Source organism: Massilia timonae (assembly GCF_001866515.1).
In the GTDB taxonomy this organism is placed as follows: Bacteria; Pseudomonadota; Gammaproteobacteria; order Burkholderiales; family Burkholderiaceae_D; genus Telluria; species Telluria timonae.
This window is the reverse complement of the sequence record NZ_JRYB01000001.1, coordinates 4,756,493-4,776,625: the sequence shown is the minus strand read 5'-3', so window position 1 is coordinate 4,776,625 and position 20,133 is coordinate 4,756,493. Positions and strand designations below refer to the sequence as shown.

Here is a 20,133-nt window from a genome sequence, read left to right as displayed (position 1 = left end):
TGGAGCTGCCATGAAACATGAAGTGCATGATCACGCCGGTCACCAGCAGAAGGGCCACGAATGCCACCACGCGCACGGGCATCACGCCGTCGACGCCGCCCCCGACGGAGGCATGGCCGGCGCATCCCAGCATCATCCGACTGCTGCGTCCGATAAGCCCTATACCGATCCCGTATGCGGCATGAGCGTTGCTGACCGGCCGGATCGGCGCGTCGAGCACGACGGAGTCCTCTATCACTTCTGCAGCGTGAAGTGCATGGACAAGTTTCGCGCCAGTCCCACCAGCTATGCGGAGAAAAGCGCCCCGGCGGCTATGCCCGAGGCGCCGCCAGGGACGATCTACACCTGCCCGATGCATCCGGAAATCCAGCAAGCCACCCCGGGCAATTGTCCGATATGCGGAATGTCCCTGGAGCCGATGCTGCCGTCGCTGGAGGATGAAGAGAATCCGGAATTGGACGACTTCCGCCGTCGTTTCCGGTGGACGCTGCCGCTGACGGTCGTCGTCACCATCCTGGCGATGGCAGGACACCGGATCTTTAGCGGTGGTCTTGCTTACCAGAGCTGGATCGAACTCGTCCTCAGCACGCCTGTCGTCCTGTGGGCTGGGTGGCCCTTCTTTGTCCGTGGTGCGCAGTCGTTCAAGAATCGCAGCCCCAATATGTGGACCTTGATCAGTATCGGGGTCGCCGCGGCGTATGGCTACAGCCTGGTGGCGACCGTGTTCCCGGGCCTGTTTCCGTCGAACTTCGCGATGCACGGCCGTATCGGCGTCTATTACGAGGCCGCCGCCGTCATCGTTTCGCTGACCCTGCTCGGTCAGATCCTCGAGCTACGCGCACGCTCGCAGACGTCGGCGGCGATCAAATCCTTGCTCGGCCTTGCACCCAAAACGGCCAGACGGATTCGCGCCGACGGCACCGAAGAAGACATCGAGCTTTCGCACGTCCATATCGGCGATTCGTTGCGGGTGAGGCCTGGCGAGAAGGTGCCCGTTGACGGGGTGGTCCTGGAGGGCGAAAGCGCAGTGGATGAAGCCATGCTCACTGGCGAGCCGCTTCCGGTGACGAAGCGCCCCGGCGACAAGGTCATCGGCGCAACCATCAATACGAGCGGCAGTCTCGTCATTCGCTCCGAACGGGTGGGGTCGCAGACCATGCTGTCCCAGATCGTGCAGATGGTCGCGCAGGCCCAACGTTCGCGGGCGCCCATGCAGCGCTTGGCCGACGTGGTCGCCGGCTATTTCGTCACCGTCGTCGTGGCTGTCGCGCTGCTTACCTTGATCGGTTGGGGACTGTTCGGGCCAGAGCCCAGCTGGGTCTACGGTTTCGTGAACGCCGTTGCGGTCCTGATCATCGCCTGCCCGTGCGCATTGGGCCTGGCGACGCCGATGTCGATCATGGCCGCGACAGGCCGCGCCGCCACCCAGGGCGTGCTGTTCCGCGATGCCGCAGCGATCGAAGCGATGCGCAAGGTCGATACGATCATCGTCGACAAGACCGGCACGCTCACGGAAGGGAAACCTGCGTTCGACCGGGCGATCGCTGCGCCCGGGTTCGAGGAAGAGGATGTTCTACGGATCGCGGCAAGTATCGACCAGGGGAGCGAGCATCCGCTGGCACACGCCATCGTCGCGGAAGCGCGTAGGCGGAATCTGCCGCTGCACAAGCCTGAAACCTTCGAATCGTCCAGTGGGATCGGTGTACGCGGCACAGTGCAGGGCGAGCGGGTAGCATTGGGCAATACGGCGCTCATGGACACCGAAAAGGTCGACTGGACGCCACTACAGAAGGCCGCGGAAGAGCTTCGCCAAGTCGGTGCAAGCGTCATGTACCTGGCACTTGAGGGAAAGCTTGTCGGCCTGATCGCAGTATCCGATCCAGTCAAGGCGACGACGCCGGAAGCACTGGCGACGCTGCGCGATGCCGGCATGACGGTGGTGATGGCGACTGGAGATGGCGTGACCACGGCGAAGGCGGTCGCGTCGAAGCTCGGGATTTCCGACGTCTATGGAGAGGTCAAGCCGCAGGATAAACTGGCCTTGGTCGAACGGCTGCAGCAACAGGGCAAGGTAGTGGCGATGGCCGGCGATGGCATTAACGATGCTCCGGCGCTGGCGAAAGCGGATGTTGGGATTGCAATGGGTACCGGTACTGACGTCGCGATCAATTCGGCGCACGTCACACTCATCAAGGGCGACTTGCGTGCAATTGCGCGATCGCGACTTCTTTCGCTGGAGACTGTGCGCAACATGAGGCAGAATCTCGGCTTTGCCTTCGTTTACAACGCCATGGGAATTCCGCTGGCCGCAGGTCTGCTTTATCCCTTTACCGGGCAGCTACTATCGCCGATGATCGCCGCGCTGGCCATGAGCCTGAGTTCGGTCTCGGTGATCGGTAATGCACTGCGCTTGAGGGGAAGTACCACATGAACCTGGTTGTTACGGACGAGATGCGGGATCTGACGGTACTGGTCGGGGTCATCTTTGGCATCATCGCGGCCGGGTTCATCGCTTACGGCGAGGTCCAGCGACGTCGCGGTCGCAAAGGCCGGACGAAAGAAGCCAATACGCGTGGCAGAAGAAAGCCTGGCAGGGCTGGCAAGAGCAGGTAGGGCGCCATTTCGCTCATCGTCCGAGTACGGCGGCGTCACAATGTGCTCAGGCGCGCGAGGACCACTCGTCCGGTCGTAGGGGCGGGTCGCTGGAGGCTAGGCGCTTAGCGCACGGCGAGGACCGACTTCCGGATACTCTCGGCCCCAGACGGCATTGCGCCGCACTCAAGCGCTAATTTGTGGAATTCTTCCGCGGCCTCGTGAGGATTAAGCCGCGCTGATCGCACAGTGGCACGTGCAGCAGGAGCCAGGTCGTTGATGTCCCCATAGGTCAAATACCCGGAGAACGCCATGGCCTCCTTGAATTTCGCAACGATATTCGGCGGAAGAGCAGGGCCATAAATGAAGTATTCGAGAAACTTCAAGAAATTCCCATGAGCATAGATTTCAGTACCTGAAGTGCCGTTATTCTCGAAAACCTGCTGACGGGATTTCCCGCGCCCTCCTGGATTGCGCGCGGGATCTGTGAAGTATAAAAGCCGCACTTCTGGGATCGCTCCGCGTTCCAATAAGGACTCGGTCAGGGCAGCCATTGGCATGAGGGATGCGCGGAGCTCATCATGCGACGGATTGCGAAACCTGATTTGGTCCAGGAGATCGGTTTCTCGCTCGGTCAGTTCGATGTCGGGTACTCGCAAACCAGAACCTCCTTACAAGATGAAAAAGCGACCAGCTCGACCAATAGCCCGCTATTGCTGACTGCTAGTGTAGCAAAGACTAATTTCTTACGGTAGCTGAGCAAAGGGCCACTGCTTCTGCAGCACGTCGCGAGTTGTGAGTATTGGTTAGTTTGTGGCCGAAAGTTCGGCGCTAAAAACCGTATATCGCTTCATCTTGCGAATGATTCGCCATCCTCCGCTATCCAGTGTTGTTCGTAAGTAGCACCGTCTGTCCTAACTCCTCTCCCAAACTGCTCTTGAGCAATGTATGTAAGGTTGCTTAGCGGATACTACTGCTAGTTAAGTCGATTCTGAATGTCCTCCGGTTGGACTTCCGATGGCTCGACGGTACTGACTGTCGAGACCGCCTGGTCTGACACTCGATACCTTGGAGTACGCGGGACCGCGGGTCTCGTGCAACTTGCGGCGCCACAGCATACAGGGACATTGGCACACTAATAATCCTGCTTTCGTGTTTACGAATCGTAGAGCGAAGTTGGCAGTATTTCCTTAGTAGAAGAATAAACATAATCCCTTTCCCGTCAGTAAATGGGCGGGAAGCCCGTAAAGGGAAACAACATATGGCAGAGTTTGACACCGCGCGAATTGCCGACCTGGCCCAGCATCTCCTTTCGACACAGAACAGGCCAATCCGGCTGATGCTGGACCATGCTGGGGACAAGCCGGATGGACAGTTGCTAGCCCAGAAGATCACCGGTCACGAAGCAATATGTGGCGGTTTCGAGTTTCGGATCCTGTGCGTCGCCGAGAGCGCAACCCTCGCCCTCAAGAATTTCATCGGGATGCCTGCGGAGCTGCAGATCGTCACGGACAGAGGGCAATTGCGCCGGCTGTGCGGCATCGTTACCGGCGCCTTGTCTGGCCAGAGCGACGGTGGACTGGCAACCTATCAGCTGGTCATGCGCGACGCGTTGTCGGTGATGGAAAACCGCGTGAATACGCGAATATTCCGAAACATGAGCGAACTGGACATCGTCGAGACCCTCATCACGGAGTGGCGTTCCAACAATCCGCTTCTTGCGGCCACGTTCGACCTTGAAATCAATGCGCGCCTATTGAACGGAAGGCTGCCGCAGCGTGAATTCACCATGCAGCACAACGAATCGGATGCAATTTTCCTTCGCCGCCTGATGCAGCGGCGCGGGATCGCCTGGTTCTTCCGTCCGGGGCTTCCCGATCGGGAGGGCGGCGGCAGTCAGTCAAGAAATGCAATCGGACACACTCTGGTGCTCTTCGACGACCCGGCTTGCCTTCACCAGAACGAAGCGGGGAGCGTGCGCTTCCACCGGGATGCCGCGACCGAAGAGCGTGACGCCATCACGGACTGGAGTGCCGAGCGCAACCTGCAGCCCGGCAGATTCTCTGTGTACAGCCCGGATTACAAGAATCCCGCCGCAACGCCAATCACGACCGCGCAATCCCAGTCCCAGGCGAATCAGGGCGAGCTTGGCAACCGGTTGGCGGCAGGGCTGGAAGAGTACTACGTCGCGGCGCCACACCTGGGCGACACCGCGCTGGATCTGACGGCGCTAGGCGACGTGCAGATGGCGCGCTTCGAGTACGTCTCGAAGTCCTTTCACGGCGAAGGGGGTGTGCGTGACCTGGCTGTCGGTGAGTGGTTCAGTCTCGTGGGGCATCCGGAGATTGACCTGCATCCGCAGGAGGAACGGGAATTCGTCATCACCGAGCAGCGAATAGTGGCTCACAACAACCTGCCGGTCGACATCAGCGCCCGAGTCGAGCGCCTGTTCAACCGGAATGGCTGGAAGCAGGACGACGACGGCATTCAAGCAGGCGGCAGCCTGGAGCAAGCCGGCTACAAGACGCGCTTTTCCTGCGTCCGGCGCGGTGTGCGCATCGTTCCGCCGCGTCGCGTCCTGAGGCGCCCCCAAATTCAAACCGCGATCGTGGTTGGCCCACCCGGCGAGGACGTGTGGTGCGACGATATTGGTCGGGTGAAGGTGCGCTTTCCAGCAGCACGGGCGCAGGATCATGTCCATGCGAATGGCGCCGGCGCTTCCGGCTCCGATCGAGACTCGGCGTGGGTCCGTGTGGCCTCGAACTGGGCCGGCAACGGTCCCGGTAGCGGCACGCAATGCGGCGCCCGATTGCTGCCGCCGGTCGGTACCGAGGTGCTGGTCGACTGGGCAGGGGGCGACCCGGACAAACCCATCATCGTTGGCCAGCTCTACAACGCCGTTGCGCCTCCCCCAGCGTTTCGACACGAAGCGGCACTGCCTGCCACGAGGTATCAATCGGGCCTGCGCAGCCGCGAAGTGCACGGCCACCGCGGGAACCAGTTACGGTTCGACGACACGCCACGAGAGATCAGCGCCCAACTCGCGAGCGACCATGCGACGACCGAGCTGAATCTCGGCTTCCTCACCGAGTTGCGGCAGGACGGCCAGGCCGCACCGAGAGGCGAGGGTGCCGAGCTGCGCACCAGTGAAGCGATCGCCTTGCACGCTGCGCGTGGGATCTTCCTGAGCGCGTGGAAGCTCTTGGGTGCCGCCACCTCCAAGGGCGGCCAATTGGAACGGGGCGAGTTCCTCGGCATGATGCGCGAGTGTGGCGAGCTCTTCGCGTCTCTCGGGAACTATGCGGCCGAACACAATGGCGTGCAGGCTGACGCCAAGGAACAGGACGAACTGCTGGCACGATTCAAGAACTGGGAAGATGGCAGCAACACCGCGCCGAACGCGACTGCGCCACGGGAGCCGGTGATCGGCGTGACGTCGCCGGCCGGCATCGGCTTTGCCAGCTCCAAAGCCATCGTCAGCTACTCGGCTAGGAACATCGACACGGTCGCGCAGCAGCACCTGCAGCTTGCAGCTGGACAGCGCTTCACCGTCAATGCCGGCAAGGGGGTGTCGATCTTCGCACAGCACGGCGGGCTGAACGCAATCGCCCATAACGGCAAGCTAGTCCTCCAGAGCCAGCACGATGACGCCAGTATCGACTCGGGCAAGAACATGCAGCTGACCGCCAGCGACGGCGTGGTCACCGTCTCGGCGAAGGCACTGCACCTGGTGGTGGGCGACGGCTCCTTCATCCGGATGGGTGAGGGTGTGTTTGTCATCGGCAGCAAGCATCCCATCCAGTTCCATGCACCCGACTACCTCTACGATGGACCGGAAACGATGACGCCTTTGCGTCCGACCTTCAACAGCGAAGGAGCGGACCAGAAGTTCGAGCTGCGCTACCCGCCTTCAAGCCGGACGGAAAACGGCGAGCCGGTTATGGGCGGAATCGTCCGGGACGCGAGCATGGATATATCGCTGAGCGATGGGTCGAGTATGAAGGCGCGTAGCGGCGCCGATGGTAAGTCCGAACTGATTGCGCGTGAAGCGATGCACCTGGCCGACATCGGTTTGCTGCGTGGCGGTGGCGACAAGTAGCCTCCAGGAGGAGACATGGCGGAGAAGCCCTATCCGAAGATCGAGTATGTCGCCAAACGCGAGAGTGCCGTTCTCCAGTGCAGCCGCGTCAGGGATAAAGTGATTGAAGTGCCGCGTGAACTGCCCGGCAATATCATCCTCGTTCACGGGGTCAACGATGTCGGCATGGGCTACAGCGCGGCGGAGGAGGGCCTCTGCGCCGGACTGCAAGACCGACTATTCCGCTACTTCAGGCCCGCCGAATACCGGCTCCCAACCAAGACGGATAAGGAGAAACTGGAGCAGGACCCCGACGACGTGTTTTTCAAGCGCAAACCGACACCGGACACCGATAGCCCTGTGATCCCGTTTTACTGGGGCTACAGGGAACTTCGCCTCGAGACAAGGACTGTCCACGGCCAGAAGACTGACCGTTACGGTACCCGTCTCGACAAGGACCTATCCAAGGGAGGCGGCCCATTCGGCAACGCGACCTCGACCTTGCCAGATATGTGGAACCGCGGCGTCTACGCCGCCGGCGACCCGGTAGGCGATGCGCTCAGGCCAATCAAGACCGGCCCAGGGCGCATGTACATGGTAATGGCAGCAATGCGCCTTGCAGCCCTGATTAGCATGATCCGCAAGTTCGAGCCGAAGGACACGGTCAGTATCGTTGCACACAGTCAAGGCTGCCTGCTGAGCCTTCTCGCGCAAGCTCTTCTGATGGAGCGAGGTGAACGTACGGCCGACACCTTGATCCTGACCCACCCGCCCTACAGTCTGGAAGAGGAAATGAGCCTCATGATGAAGGGCTTGACCTTCTTCCGTGGCGGTAAGGATGCGGCGATGACTGAGGCCGACTATGAGCTGCTCGATGGTCGCCAGAGCATGCACGCAAGGCTGCAGACGCTGGTGAACATCGTGACCGGCGTGGCGAAGTCCAAGGCAGGCGCTCGAGCCTTTTTCAAGATCAACGAGAGTGACAACGCTGGCATGGTTGCCAGTTGCTGGCAACCCGAAGGGGACCGAGACAACCGCGGAAAGGTATACCTCTACTTCTGCCCGGAAGACATGACTGTCGCCCTGGATAACATGCGCGGCATCGGCTGGCAGGGGGTGCCCGACTATCTCCACACCGTCTCATTGAAGCCGCTGGTCCATTCCGGCTATGCGGTGAGCAAGGCCGGCTATCAGCCCCGGCACACAATCGTGACCCGCAAACCTATGGACGAACTCGGGACCGGCTTCTTTCAAAGGGTGTTTACTGCGAAGCATCGGCTTGATCCACGCACCGGGAAAACCGTTCCGGTACTGATAGGACAGCCACCCCACGATTTTGCGCTATGCATCAAGGACGAAGACGGCCATGCACACGTCGCCGCGAGCGCGCGCAGTTTGCGCGAAAAGCTCCCGGTGGCCACGTGGCCAATCAACCAGACAGACAAACCCGAGGCGCAGAGGTGGGGTATCCGCCGGATTAACGGCGAGCCGCTGCATCCACCGTACAAGGCCGACCTGCGGGGCAACCAGATCGCACCGGACATGATTCCGGCCAGCTCGCGTCTGGCCCAGGCTCCGTTGAACAAGAGGGGACCGAGCGAGGAAGTCGATCCGATAACTGCAGCCATCGCGGTTACCGCGGCCGGTGGCATGGATACCAAACTGGAAGAGCTTTCTCCCCCGGTGGCCGCTGCATGCGTTGATACCAAGCCTGGAAGGTTATCGAAGCTGGAGTGTCAACGGATGCAAGCAGTCTACAACGAAGCGAAGCATCCAAACGACGCTAGTCCCGATAACAGCTACACGATTCTCAGTGCCAGCCGCAGGACCGACGGCACGGTGGTGGCATATGTGATGGAAAGTCCCAATGCCGCGCGCAAGCGTTGGCAGCACGAGCTGGGTGAGAAGTCATTCCATAGCGCGATTTACGACAGCCCGGCGAACCACCGCAATGTGACCGCGTATGACGTCGCAATCGGCAGTGGCAAGGCGTCCAGTCATCCGAAGTTCCACGCTTACCTGTGCGCCGTGGCTGACTGGCGGTTGAAAAAGCCGGCCCCGTGGGGCCTATTCCGCAAGGGCATTCTCATGTGGCCGAAGTTTCTGGAGCTCTTCAGCGACTACTTCGAATGCGAACCCGACTGGCGCCGGCAGATCATCGAGGGCAACGTCGACTACTACAGCGACGGCACGCTTCCGAAATGTCTGCCGGTCCTGACGGGCAGGTTGTGGGAGATCGTGGTCTCGGAAACGACCACGGGCAAGCGCGTGAGCCAGGCGACTCCGCCGAAGGAAAAATCATGAACAGCGACGCGCTCGCAGACCCAGGGGAATTTCGGCGACCGACAGCCTGGAAATACGTCTTGGGCGCAGTGGTGGCGTTTCCACTCCTGTTCGTGCTGTGGGTCGCGTTTGAATACTTCGTGCTGCATCCGGAGGTTGCTAATGTTGAGGTGGAGACGACGATGGACAGAATACGCTGGTTCGGCGTGCCTTTGCTGCTGATCGTGGTCCTGTTCGGAGGCAAATGGGTCAAGGATTCGTTCGCCGCGAATGCCCGCGAGCAGGAGTGGAGGCTAAAGACGCAGCAGCTCAAGGACCAGGAAGCTGCCGCGCGCACCGAGAAGACTCGCCGCGAATACGTGCTCGAGGTGCTGGGCTTGGGCGTCACCTACGAGAAGTACCGGCAGGGCAAGTTGTGGGATGCGCTTCAACGAGGGAGTCCGCACAGCAGCATACGCGAGACAGATCCAAAGAAGTATGAGTGGGCAGGAAATGACAAGATTGGCGATTCGGGAAGCCGGGCATTGGACGCACTGGAGAACGGTGTCGAACCGTCTCCGATGTTCTGGGGCGTGCCGAGCATGTATGCCGGTATTCCGACCGAAAACCCCGCCCATCAACCCAGCGATATCCAGCCGGTAGCGGGACTGGCCGCCGGCGCCGAAGGCACTGGCATGGCTTGGCACCTCTTCGTCACCGGACCCTGGCAGCTCAGCGAGCGTCCGGACCAGCTGCTGGAGCAGGCGTTCGCGTTCTTCGACAAGTACCCCGATCTGCCCTACCTGGTGCTGTTGTCCAATGACGACATGGCCACACGCGACAGCAATCGCCGCCCCGGCACGCCTACGCTCGTGACGGATGGCTACTACATTCCAGAGCGGCCGGACGCGACCGCCGTGTTCGTGCTGGCCCGGCGCGAGCGGGTCGAGCCGCTGCGGCCCTACGTGTGGGACGACCCGGACAACGACTACCTGCAGGAGAACCTGCGACGTATGTACTTCAAACTTATGCAGGACGTCCCTAAGCCCGAGAGGACGGCCCATACCGAGAGATTCAGCAGTGATCGTCAACCTTCGGTGGTGGAATGGTTGCAAGCAGCAGCCGCCTTCGCCACGCGCCCGGTCTTCGACAAAAAGGACGGCAGTCCGCTCGTCGACGCATTCAAGCGCTGGGCCAACCATCCCCCGAAGGACTGGAAGCCAACGCCGTGGTTTCCGCTTCCGTGGAACCACGAACAGATGAAGGCGTTCGACAATTTGCCGTCGCTTGGATTCATCCACCGGCCGGTCTTCGTCAAGTTCGAGGACGAGCAGGGCAAGCCGGTAAGCCGGCGCGACGCGCGCCAGAAGCTGCTGGAAATCGGCTGGCACAAGGCTTTGCAAACCCTGTCGGACACCGAACGCACCAAAGGACCGGCTAGGATCATCGCAGCCTTTGACAACATCGTCGACCACCTGGTGGCGATGGAAGGCGTACTGCATCAATACGCGGCGCAGGGCGGACCGGAAATCGACACTGGCAAGACTGCCCAGTTCATCAACACGGACAGGAGGCTAGGGAACACCGGGGCGGCAAGCTTCTTCATGCAGATGGCGATCGGCGTCATGGGCAGTTACATCGAAGGTGGACCGTCGGCCGCCATCAACTTGCGTGACCCGACCGGGGCCAGCATTGTCTTCATCAGCCCGCCAACCGAGGAGCGGCGCAAGGCGCAGAAACACTGGAACGTGTTCAAGCATCAGGTCAAGCCAGCGATCGATCCCGAGAACTACAGATCGCCAACGGTCGGCGAAGTCTTGGGTAAGAACGAAGCACCAGCCACGAAACAGGGAGAACAATGAATGCGGAACGTTATCCGGTTAGGCGATGCCACCTCACACGGCGGTAAGGTAGTCAGCAGCAGTGCCACCCACTTCAAGATCGGCGGCGTACCGGTGGCGTGCGTCGGAGACGCCTGCAGTTGCCCGATCCCTGGACACAGCGAATGTACGATTGTGACTGGATCGCCTCATCACCTCATCAACGGCAAGCAGCTCGCCTTCGACGGCGACAGGCTTAGCTGTGGTGCGAAGCTCATTTCAAGTTCCAGGTTCTTCAGTACTGCGAGATAGAGTCCGCACGAGAAGGAGCGTAGGGACGATAAGTCTCGCGGTCGCCAACTGACCTCCGCAAAACCCGCGGCCTTTCATTGCAGACCAACGCAGGGCTCGCATCATTTTCTGGATGGATGCAGCCTTTCCCGGCCGTTCTCCGTCCACACCCACCGCGCCGTCGCCGCCCGCCAGTCGCAAGGCGGAACGAGAGGAAGCACTACGTCAGGTCTTTAACTGTACAACCATACAGTTTTTCTTTGTTCCCGGTAGAAATTAAGTTAAAGTAGCGTATAATCAATACGTACTACATCTAGTACCATTGCGCCCTATGACACTAGATATGGCACTTCCGCGTACTGAGTCCTTCCTGCGTAGCGGTTTGCTAATTTCAAAATGGCAAGGCGAAACTACGCGTCGCGTAAGCATTCATAAGGTTCTTGTTAAGCATCACACGTCCGCTAAATGCGTTGGAGAAATTGATGAGGTTAGCAACTCCCTCTTTCCAGAACAATTTTACGAACACGGTTGTTGCCGCCGAACTAAGTCGTCCGTCGAGTGTGACGGCCAGAATGCTTAGTGACAGTGATGTAAATGAATGGCTGAAGCGCAGCCATAGGGAACAGCACGTTGTTACGATGGTGTATGCGAAGCACCGGTGTGCGTTTTATAGCGACGGCGAGCCCGACGAGCTGTATTCAGCAGACCCAGAGGGGGACTCCAAGAAGACACTTCGACTTATTGCACGTGCAGGGCGTTTGCGTCGACTGGAACTGTCCGAACCCATCCTGCGAGACGCAATCAAGCCTGAGGCTGGCTGGAGTCAGGCAGCAATCAGTGCAGACGAGGCGGACATCAAGCACTGGCTGAAGGCACGGGCAGCAATGTTCGACATTGGGCGAGGTAAGCCTCTTTCTGCCCCCGGCAGCCGACGGGTCTGGCACGATGCTGCCGGACGATGCATGTTCCGTGGATGCGGGATGGACCTCGGCAGGACATCATTGACGACAGCATCTGCCGCTGTCGGGTATTTGGCCCATATTGTCGCAGCTGATCCAGATGGGCCGCGTGGCTGCAATACCGATTCGTACCGTTTATCGGACGACCCGGAAAACGTCATGCTCATGTGCGATGGGCACCATCGCCTGATCGACCGGATCGATCCAGATGGATTTTCGGTTCCACTGCTACGTGAGATGCGCCGGGAACACGTGGATATGGTCCGGCGATCTCTTGATTGCCTGACGTACCCGCGCTCGAAGGCGATGGCGATACTCGCCAATGTCGCGGGCGTGTGGTCACAGGCTTCGGAACGAGACATTCGCCAAGCCATGTTGGAACGTAGTCTTGCTTCCCTGCCGTCGGTCCGTTATCCATTAAGGCGCACGCAGCGAGATGATCGCACTCAGCCGGATTTCTGGCGGCATTTACTGCATGAGCATGCCCTGGAACTGGACGCATTCATGCGAGAACTTATCGCTCACCGGGAGCAGGAAGATTATGCCGAGGTACTGTCGGTCTTCCCGCTGCACTCAATGCCCCTGCTGTTGCTGACAGGCCGGATGGTCGGCGAGGCCAGAAAGGTCGAGGTGTTCCAGTATCACCGTCATCGTGGTACCTGGTGTTGGGATAGCGCTGCAAGGCCCAAGCCAGCAGGCGAATTCTATCTGGAGGGGGAGAGCCGAGTCGGCTCGACGGAAGCATTGCTCTCGATTGAGTTGACGGCTTCGCTGGATGAGCAGGCGCTTCCTTCGCATCTGCAGGAGGCGGTGCGCCAGAACACCGTTCCCTGGATCCGGTTGCGTGCCACAGCTCCGAATAACGCGTGCATTGGCCATCCTGACGATCTCGAGCAGTTTACGGCGATTGCCCGTCAAGCGATTGCTGTCATCCAGGACAGCATGCGCGCTGCAAAAGTACACCTGATTCCGATAGCTCCGGCCAGTACGCTCTTTCGCTTCGGCCAGCTTCTACAGCCCGGACATCACTGCAAATACATCATCCATGACCGCCCGCATCACGCCGCATCGTTCATGCCGGCGCTGATCATCGATGGCCAACAGGCCACCGATGGTGTGGCGCCCGGAAATGGTCGAACTACCAGCATCCAGTTGCGCTAATAGGAGAACTCAATGTCCACAACTAAGTTTAGCCTGCTCGTCGAGTCGGCATCACAGTCCCGCAGCGATTCGCTCGAGAAGGCATTCCGCCAGTACGGTACAGATGTGTTCGATGTCTGGGCAAGGGAGCTCGATGTCGTGAACAAGCACATCACCGTCGATCCGGCTCTGGTGGAGGAAGCGGCAAGGAGTTACGAAGATCTGGGGGAGCTCCTTGTTGAGCGCCTGCGCTGGCCAGCGGATGCTATCACAATCGCGCCTCAAGGATCCACGAACACAAAGACCTTGGTACGGGCTCCGACAGCAGAGCGATTTGACGTGGACGCGGTTTGCGAAGTTGACCTGTCGCGGGTAGAGGCACAGGACCCAATGCAGTTCTTTGAAGACGTTGGAGCTGCGCTCGAAGGCCATGAGCCGCAAGAGAAGAGCCGGTGCTGGCGTATCAACTTCCCGAACAAGGGATATTACATCGACTTTACTCCGTCGGCGCCCCTAGCAAAGATACCCCTTGGCCAGCGTGGTGATATTCAGTACCGGCCCGAAACCGGCTACGAAGCGACCGCGTTGGCAGTAGTTGATCGACCTTCTGGAAAGTGGAAAACCTCGAATCCGGCCGGCTTCGCGGCATGGGTGAACGAACAGGCACGACGTCAGCTTCTCATTCAGCCTCTCCAAAAGGCAGAGGCCACGGCGCAGCGCGCCGACATCCGGCCTGTCCCGTCCCAGGAGGTGCCGCTGTCGGATACCTTGCGTGTAGCGATCCGTCTGTTCAAACGTCACCGTTGCATGGCTGTTCGCCGCGGGCATATAACAGCGGAATTCAAACCTATCTCGGTCATCATCGTGACGCTCCTGACGCAGTGTTACGCCGGCCTCGCCGACCAGCATCGCCTCTACAACCACCCAGTCGAGCTTCTCGCCGACCTTGCGGTGCTGCTGCCTGCGATGGTCGAATGCCATAACGGTCAGTATGTCATCGCCAACCCGACAGTTCATGGGGAGAACTTCGCCGAGCGCTGGAATACCGATGAAGGGCAACGTGCACAGGCATTCAAGAGCTGGTGCAGATTGCTGGTCACAGACTTGACATACATTCTCGGGGCATCCGAACCAGCAGAGGTCCGCAAGCGTGTCCAGAAGACCTTTGGGTGCGAAGGGGCGTCCTTGCCAAATGCTGCAACCCAGGGAATATTCACCGGGCTTGCGCCCGCACAGCCTCGACAGGTTCAACCGGTTCGCCCAGGTCGGGGGCTCGCCTAAGTTGAGTTGCACGTGACCAGTCCCTTCGATCATTTTTTGAAAAGCCATCCGCTTCTGCTGGCGGAGACGAGGACGGCGGGCACACGCAGCGAGCGTAAATTCGCACTCGCGCTCCCTGCGATGCCGGCCGAGCGTGCTTTCGCAGGCGCATGGTTAGTATTGCCCGCAAATTTTCCTGAGGCGCGAGCGCGCATACAGCTTTCGAAAGACGCCGTCTTACGCGTTCCTCACATCGATTCCGCTGCAGACTTGTGCTTTTCGGGCGATGCCGGTCCCGCTAGCGGCGCCTCTATGGAAGAGCGAGTGGGCGCGATGTTGTATCTTTTTGAGCAGGAATTTCTTCTCCCTTGGCTGTCCGGTCGGCTCGACGGAGATTTTGAGAGGGAAACAGCAAATTATTGGTCAATAAACGTCAGCCGGGCGGCGTCGGAAGTCGATGCAATAAAGCGGGTTTACACCTTTGCAGTGCGCCATAGTGAGCCGCGCGTGCTTACTGCACGGCTCGTGCAACCTTCGCGCGCGCTCATTGTGAACGACGACGAAGCGCTGGCCTCACGTTTCGTCGCATCGCTCGGGCCGCGTGCGACTGAAGTGTCGAACGCCGTGGTTGCGGACGTGCCGATCGACTACCCGTATACGCCGGCGACATGGCCCACAACTCTCGCTGACGTCAGTCTGTTGCTGGAGGGCCGACTGACCGCGGCCCAGTATCGCCAGTTCGAACAGATAGCTAAGCGCCGCACCTTGCACCGTGTCGTCCTTTTAAGGGCTCCAACATGCACATATGCGTTTCTGCTACCTGGCGGGCCGCCAACGCGTGTTGTCAAGCACAAAACGAAGCGTGCCTATCCTACACTCCGACTTCTGCCGTTGGGGGTGGAGCGGATGGATCCCTCCTGGACTTGCGGACGTGCGCAACATCCACAAGTATTAGATCGTCAGCAATCCCACGTTCTTGTCCTCGGGGCTGGTTCTCTTGGCAGCGCCGTTATCGACCTGCTCGCTCGCAGTGGAGTGGGAAAAATCACGATAGTTGATCCGGACTACCTTTCCTCTCCCAATATCGGCCGACATCTGCTTGGCGCCGACATGTTGGGCTACCCAAAGGCCAAAAGTGTGGCCGCGCACGTCGGCCGCTCAGTCCCATCGTGCCAGTTGAGTGGTACGAGCGAGTCTGCGGAAGCATGGCTTCAACGTTCCACACTCGCTGAAGTCACTGTGGTCCTGGACTTTACCGGCGAGCCAGAAGTGAGGTCAGCCCTTGAGTCCGCGAGACTAGCCCATCCTCGCCATCTTCTGATCGGTTGGTTCGAGCCGTACGTCGCTGCTGCACACGCATGCGTGCTGAAGGACACTGACTACTGGCTCAATGGCCTGCCAGATCGCCTGATGGGGTATCAGGCCGTCGACTGGCCCGATACCGTCATACATAATGAGCCCGGGTGCAGCAGCCAGTTCCAGAGCTATACGCCGGTGCAAGCCAACTATGGCATTGCTCTTGTTGCAGAGGCAGCACTGCAGCTAATCGACGGCGATGTATCGAGCTCCTACGTGCGTAGTTGGGTACGAGGACAGCGGTTCCTCGACGCACAACTTCCAGGCCTGAAGCTCCGTGATTGGGCGCAGTCTGCAGCAGAACAAGATGGCGTGCTAATTGAGAGACGATGGTCATGAGCAGCCGACTGTTTTATCTTCCGGATAATCATGGTTATGTCTTGTTCGACGCGCCTGTGCTTGCGCACATGTACGAGCATGCCCAAACGCGCTGGTTCCAGCGTGAAGCAGGGGGACAACTGTTCAGTCCGACACCACAAGACACGGCCGTAATCATCTCGCATGCTACTGGGCCTTACACTAGCGATTTGCGGCGAAGGCACGCATTCGTACCTGATGCAAGACAGGCGACGGATGACAGGCATCGGCATTTTCTGGAGCAGCGTCACGCCGTAGGACTATGGCATACCCATCCAGAGGCAAATCCCGCGCCCTCGGGACAAGACCGAGCGACGGCACAAGACTTCCTGAACGAATTCGATGGGCAAATGACCGGCTTCCTGCTTGTCATTCTTGGAAACAAGGGCCAACCGTTCAACCTTGCCGTGTGGTTGGCGCGGACGAACAATCACTCGAACTGGATCAGATTGCGCGAGGCCTGAATGTTAGACGTGTTCGATCAGCCCTAACTCGTCAAGCGCCCGCAGAGTGTTTTTCTTCGGCATAAAATGAACCTGCTCTACGGCGAGAGCGAACAGGTACGGCGTCTTGTGCTCAAATTGCTTATAGCACCTGACTACGAAGTCCTGGTTTGTGCCTGGAACTGGGTTCGCCTTGTATGTGGCCAGACGCGAAGCAATGGTTGCTTTGTCCTTGATCCACTGCCACCGAAGCACTGCTCGGCCTTCGTACGCGGCCGCCGATGGACCATCGAAAACGTACACGAAGCGCGATGGATGCAATCCAGCCGTGCTTAGTGGCCTCCGTTGGCCAGGAGAGGTGCCTTCGCCTCCGGCGGCCGCAGGCGTAACCTCCTCATGCATTGCAGGACGATCGGCGTTGTTCTGGACCAGAGCTCGCCTGGTTTCCGTTAACGCCTCGAGTTCGAGCCTCCAGGTTTCCAACCGCTCGACGAACTCTGCGGTGTTCGTTGCAAGCAGCAGTCTCATGTCGTCATCCAGCTGGGTTGGCGAGCCCGCGGAACCGCCGTAGTACGACTTTGCATCTTGCAAGCCCCGGCCATACAAGCGCTGGAAACAGTTGCCGCCCAATACCTGGAACTGTCCATCGACCAGCAAGATGTGAATGCGGGCGTAGACCGAGTGCCCACATCCCTCGGCCTGGCAACGAACACGCTTGTCGCGGTCGACCTCCACGACGTTAAGGAGGTATGCGGACTTTGCTTCACTCATATTCAGCAGTGCCAGCTTACGTCAGAACGTTTCTTTCAACGCCCACCTTGTCGGATTCCATCTCAAGTTGTTCTCCGGCGCCCTTGTCATTGGGGTCGCATGTGACCTCGACATCGATGTAGTCATCCTCGTCGACGAGCTTCACAAAATCCCGCCCAGCGGAACCGGCCTTCCAGCGGAGTAGCGCAGTGAGTGCATCAGTGCTCGCGCGGTTGCTACTTTGGAACGCAGCGACCGAATTATTAACTCTCGTGAAGCGGTACTTCACCTTAGTCTTGTCCATGATTTGAACTATTCGTTACTGGCTTATCGGCGACCACAGGTGGCTGTGCAACCGGCTCCACCAAGATATTACTCTACCATGGGTAATACGGGCCCAAGACACCCCCTGGGCCCAGAAGCTTAATAGTAGTGTTTCAAGGCCTTGTCGGATACGAGCGGTACTCCCCCGCTGCGCGCTCGAACTTGCTGGACCACGTCCCCATAAAATATCCGTCGTTTGGGAGTACGAAGATGGGCGAGGCAAGTTGATGCGATAACGCGATGCAACGACAGGGCAGGGAGGTCGCTACTGTGAAAGCCAAAGCGGCTACGCGAGCGGCTCGAACCCTTGTCGAGCGAACTCAGGCAGTTGAAGAGCCGCCGCCAGATCAGTTCCATGTAGTGGTCGAGAACGACATGAACGATGCACGCCTACTCTGGCTCGGCAATCGGATCGGTGAAGCCAAGCTGCGAAAGAGCGTCGCCAAGTGCCAGAACCGTTGGCTCAGACTTCGCCACGGTTGCCGAGATGTTTTTGATTCACACGATTCCAGCTTTCCCTGACAAGCGAGCGCCACTGAGCTGAAGCGCTCGCCGTCCCAGCGTCAGGTTTGTGATGTCCGTGGCCGTGCCATCCACTCGCGCCCTTTGAGCATGCACTCCCAGTACAGTGACGGCAGGACGTCCTTTTTCAGGTGCCAGGCCAGGCGCGACGGCTTGGTGCCGTCGATCAGCCAGGGTGGGAAGCTCGGCGCAAGTTTGCCGCCATAGGTAAATTCGGCCAGGACGATCTTGCCCCGTTCCACAGTCAGTGGGCAGGAACCGTAGCCGTCGTAGCTTGCCGTCCCCTGGACCTTACCCAGTTGCGCGAGGAGGTTGTGCGCCACTACCGGTGCCTGCTTGCGCGCGGCAGCAGCGGTCTTGGCGTTGGCCGTGTTGCATGCGTCCCCAAGCGCAAAAATGTTGTCGTAGCGGCGGTGCCGCAAGCTGGCAGGATCAACATCAACCCACCCGGCAGCGTCGGCCAGGGGGCTGCTGCGGAGGAAATCGGGGGCGACCTGTGGCGGTACCACATGGATCAGGTCGAAGTCCCTGACTACCGTCTGCTTGGTCCCGTTAGCCCCTGTCCGGGTGAAAGTAGCGCATTTGCGCTCTCCGTCGATCGCAGTCAGGTTCTCGCCAAAGTTAAGCCCGATTCCGTAGGCCTGCACATATTCCATGAGTGCCGGTACATAGTCCGCGACACCGAACAGCACCGCGCCGGCAGAGCAGAAGTCGATATCGATATCGTCAAGCACACCTGCACGTCTCCAGTGGTCTGCCGACAGATACATCGCTTTCTGGGGCGCCCCAGCGCACTTGATCGGCATGGCGGGTTGGGTAAACAGGACGCGGCCGCGCCGCAACTGCTGCACAAGTTCCCAGGTGTAGGGCGCCAGGTCGAAGCGGTAGTTCGACGTGACGCCATTGCGGCCGAGCGCATCGACCAGGCCCTCGATGCCTTGCCAGTCGAGCTGCAAGCCCGGGCACACCACGAGGCTGCGGTAAGCCACCTCGCTGCCGTCGGCAAGCACCACGGCGTTCCGTTCCGGTGCGAACTCGGCAGCTGCGGCTTTAATCCAGCGAACCTCACGCGGCATGACCGAAGCCATGTCGTGCGCGGTATCGCCGGCCTTGAAAATTCCGGCGCCGACCATGGTCCAGCCGGGCTGGTAAAAGTGGGTGGTGGCAGGTTCGACGATGGCGATGTCGATGCCGGGAAGGCGCGCCCGCAGACTGGCCGCGACTGCAATCCCGGCCGCGCCGCCACCGACGATGAGCACCTCATGTGATGTGGGCATTGTCTAGCTCCGTTCTATTTTTTTTCAAGGCGCGGTGCGAGTGCGCCGAGATCGTAGCCGGCCTGCGACGCCGCCTCCAACAGCCTGGAGGGGGATTCCTCGCCCGCCCGGGAAAGCGCCCACATCGACGTCGAGCGCCGTCCGGTGCGGCAATAGCCGAGTACCGGCTTTGGCAACTCGGCCATCAATTGCTTGAACGCGACCGCATGGGCATCGGTGACATTTTCCGGCGCCGCCGGCAGATACCGTGCTTCCATTCCGAAGCGGGCAGCTTCCTGCTCGATTTCGGTGAAAGCGGGCTGGTCCGGTCCTTCGCCGTCGGGCCGGTTGCAGATAATCGAACGAAAACCGTCCTGCGCCAAGGCGGGGATATCCTCGAGTTGAATTTGTTGCGAGACCGCGAGGTCCGGGCTGAGCTGTTTGAATTTCATGGGATCTCCTGGATGGTTGAGTTTGCCGGCTGACCAAAACGCTTACGAGTTCAAGGCCGACAGAAGGAACGCTGCTGCCTGGCCATGCGGATGAGGGTGCGTTATCAGCTATCAAGTGAGCAATTCACCTGCAGCGATTCACGCGCCATGTCAAAGCATACGTCTGACTCCCAACCCGGCACGCGCACACGATGTCGCGGGTCACCGACATAGGTAACAATATACTTGAAGATAGTTTGAGATGCGATATACTATAAGAATGTATTTTAAT

13 protein-coding genes and 1 pseudogene are annotated in these 20,133 nt (G+C 59.6%); 10 read left to right on the top strand and 4 right to left on the bottom strand.

Annotated elements, in window-relative coordinates; translation table 11 throughout:
- Window positions 1–10: 10 nt before the first annotated feature.
- On the top strand, window positions 11–2,431 hold the full coding sequence (locus LO55_RS20255) for a heavy metal translocating P-type ATPase (RefSeq protein WP_370659614.1): 2,421 nt from the start codon (window positions 11–13) through the stop codon (window positions 2,429–2,431).
- Window positions 2,428–2,613: a hypothetical protein gene (locus tag LO55_RS20250; protein ID WP_071362865.1), complete on the top strand. Its 186-nt coding sequence runs from the start codon at window positions 2,428–2,430 to the stop codon at window positions 2,611–2,613. Before LO55_RS20255 ends, LO55_RS20250 begins: the two co-directional genes overlap by 4 nt.
- A gap of 104 nt (window positions 2,614–2,717) precedes the next feature.
- Here LO55_RS20250 and LO55_RS20245 read toward each other — a convergent pair whose 3' ends face one another.
- Complete coding sequence (locus tag LO55_RS20245; protein WP_083415459.1) at window positions 2,718–3,251, bottom strand: hypothetical protein; 534 nt, start codon at window positions 3,249–3,251, stop codon at window positions 2,718–2,720.
- A gap of 602 nt (window positions 3,252–3,853) precedes the next feature.
- On the opposite strand from LO55_RS20245, the gene LO55_RS20240 reads away from it, so the two are divergent.
- The 8 genes from LO55_RS20240 to LO55_RS25985 all read left to right on the top strand — a co-directional run bounded on the left by LO55_RS20240 (window position 3,854) and on the right by LO55_RS25985 (window position 16,579).
- On the top strand, window positions 3,854–6,691 hold the full coding sequence (locus tag LO55_RS20240; RefSeq protein ID WP_071362864.1) for a type VI secretion system Vgr family protein: 2,838 nt from the start codon (window positions 3,854–3,856) through the stop codon (window positions 6,689–6,691).
- Window positions 6,692–6,706: 15 nt separating this feature from the next.
- Window positions 6,707–8,974 (top strand): T6SS effector phospholipase Tle3 domain-containing protein, encoded by a 2,268-nt coding sequence (locus tag LO55_RS20235; RefSeq protein ID WP_071362863.1) that lies wholly within the window; start codon window positions 6,707–6,709, stop codon window positions 8,972–8,974.
- Window positions 8,971–10,794, top strand: a complete 1,824-nt coding sequence (locus LO55_RS20230; RefSeq protein ID WP_071362862.1) for a type VI lipase adapter Tla3 domain-containing protein — start codon at window positions 8,971–8,973, stop codon at window positions 10,792–10,794. Before LO55_RS20235 ends, LO55_RS20230 begins: the two co-directional genes overlap by 4 nt.
- Window positions 10,795–11,064: a PAAR domain-containing protein gene (locus LO55_RS25995; protein ID WP_083415457.1), complete on the top strand. Its 270-nt coding sequence runs from the start codon at window positions 10,795–10,797 to the stop codon at window positions 11,062–11,064.
- 461 nt (window positions 11,065–11,525) lie between these two features.
- Window positions 11,526–13,163, top strand: coding sequence for an SAVED domain-containing protein (locus LO55_RS26475; protein WP_143054572.1), 1,638 nt, complete (start codon window positions 11,526–11,528; stop codon window positions 13,161–13,163).
- A 12-nt stretch (window positions 13,164–13,175) separates the two neighbouring features.
- Window positions 13,176–14,423, top strand: coding sequence for a nucleotidyltransferase domain-containing protein (locus tag LO55_RS20220; RefSeq protein ID WP_218145990.1), 1,248 nt, complete (start codon window positions 13,176–13,178; stop codon window positions 14,421–14,423).
- Window positions 14,424–14,435: 12 nt separating this feature from the next.
- Window positions 14,436–16,097, top strand: a complete 1,662-nt coding sequence (locus tag LO55_RS25990) for a HesA/MoeB/ThiF family protein (protein ID WP_218145989.1) — start codon at window positions 14,436–14,438, stop codon at window positions 16,095–16,097.
- Entirely contained in the window at window positions 16,094–16,579 is a 486-nt protein-coding gene (locus tag LO55_RS25985) for a Mov34/MPN/PAD-1 family protein (RefSeq protein WP_083415608.1), read from the top strand. Before LO55_RS25990 ends, LO55_RS25985 begins: the two co-directional genes overlap by 4 nt.
- 3 nt (window positions 16,580–16,582) lie before the next feature.
- On the opposite strand, the gene LO55_RS20210 is transcribed toward LO55_RS25985, so the two are convergent.
- The 3 genes and pseudogenes from LO55_RS20210 to LO55_RS20200 form a co-directional block, all read right to left on the bottom strand.
- Window positions 16,583–17,329, bottom strand: a complete 747-nt coding sequence (locus LO55_RS20210; protein ID WP_071362860.1) for a hypothetical protein — start codon at window positions 17,327–17,329, stop codon at window positions 16,583–16,585.
- A gap of 16 nt (window positions 17,330–17,345) precedes the next feature.
- The gene (locus LO55_RS20205; RefSeq protein ID WP_071362859.1) at window positions 17,346–17,612 is read right to left on the bottom strand and encodes a hypothetical protein; all 267 of its coding nucleotides are present in this window, start codon (window positions 17,610–17,612) and stop codon (window positions 17,346–17,348) included.
- Between the two features lie 583 nt (window positions 17,613–18,195).
- A pseudogene (locus LO55_RS20200) lies at window positions 18,196–19,862 on the bottom strand (bifunctional protein tyrosine phosphatase family protein/NAD(P)/FAD-dependent oxidoreductase).
- Between the last annotated feature and the right edge of the window lie 271 nt (window positions 19,863–20,133).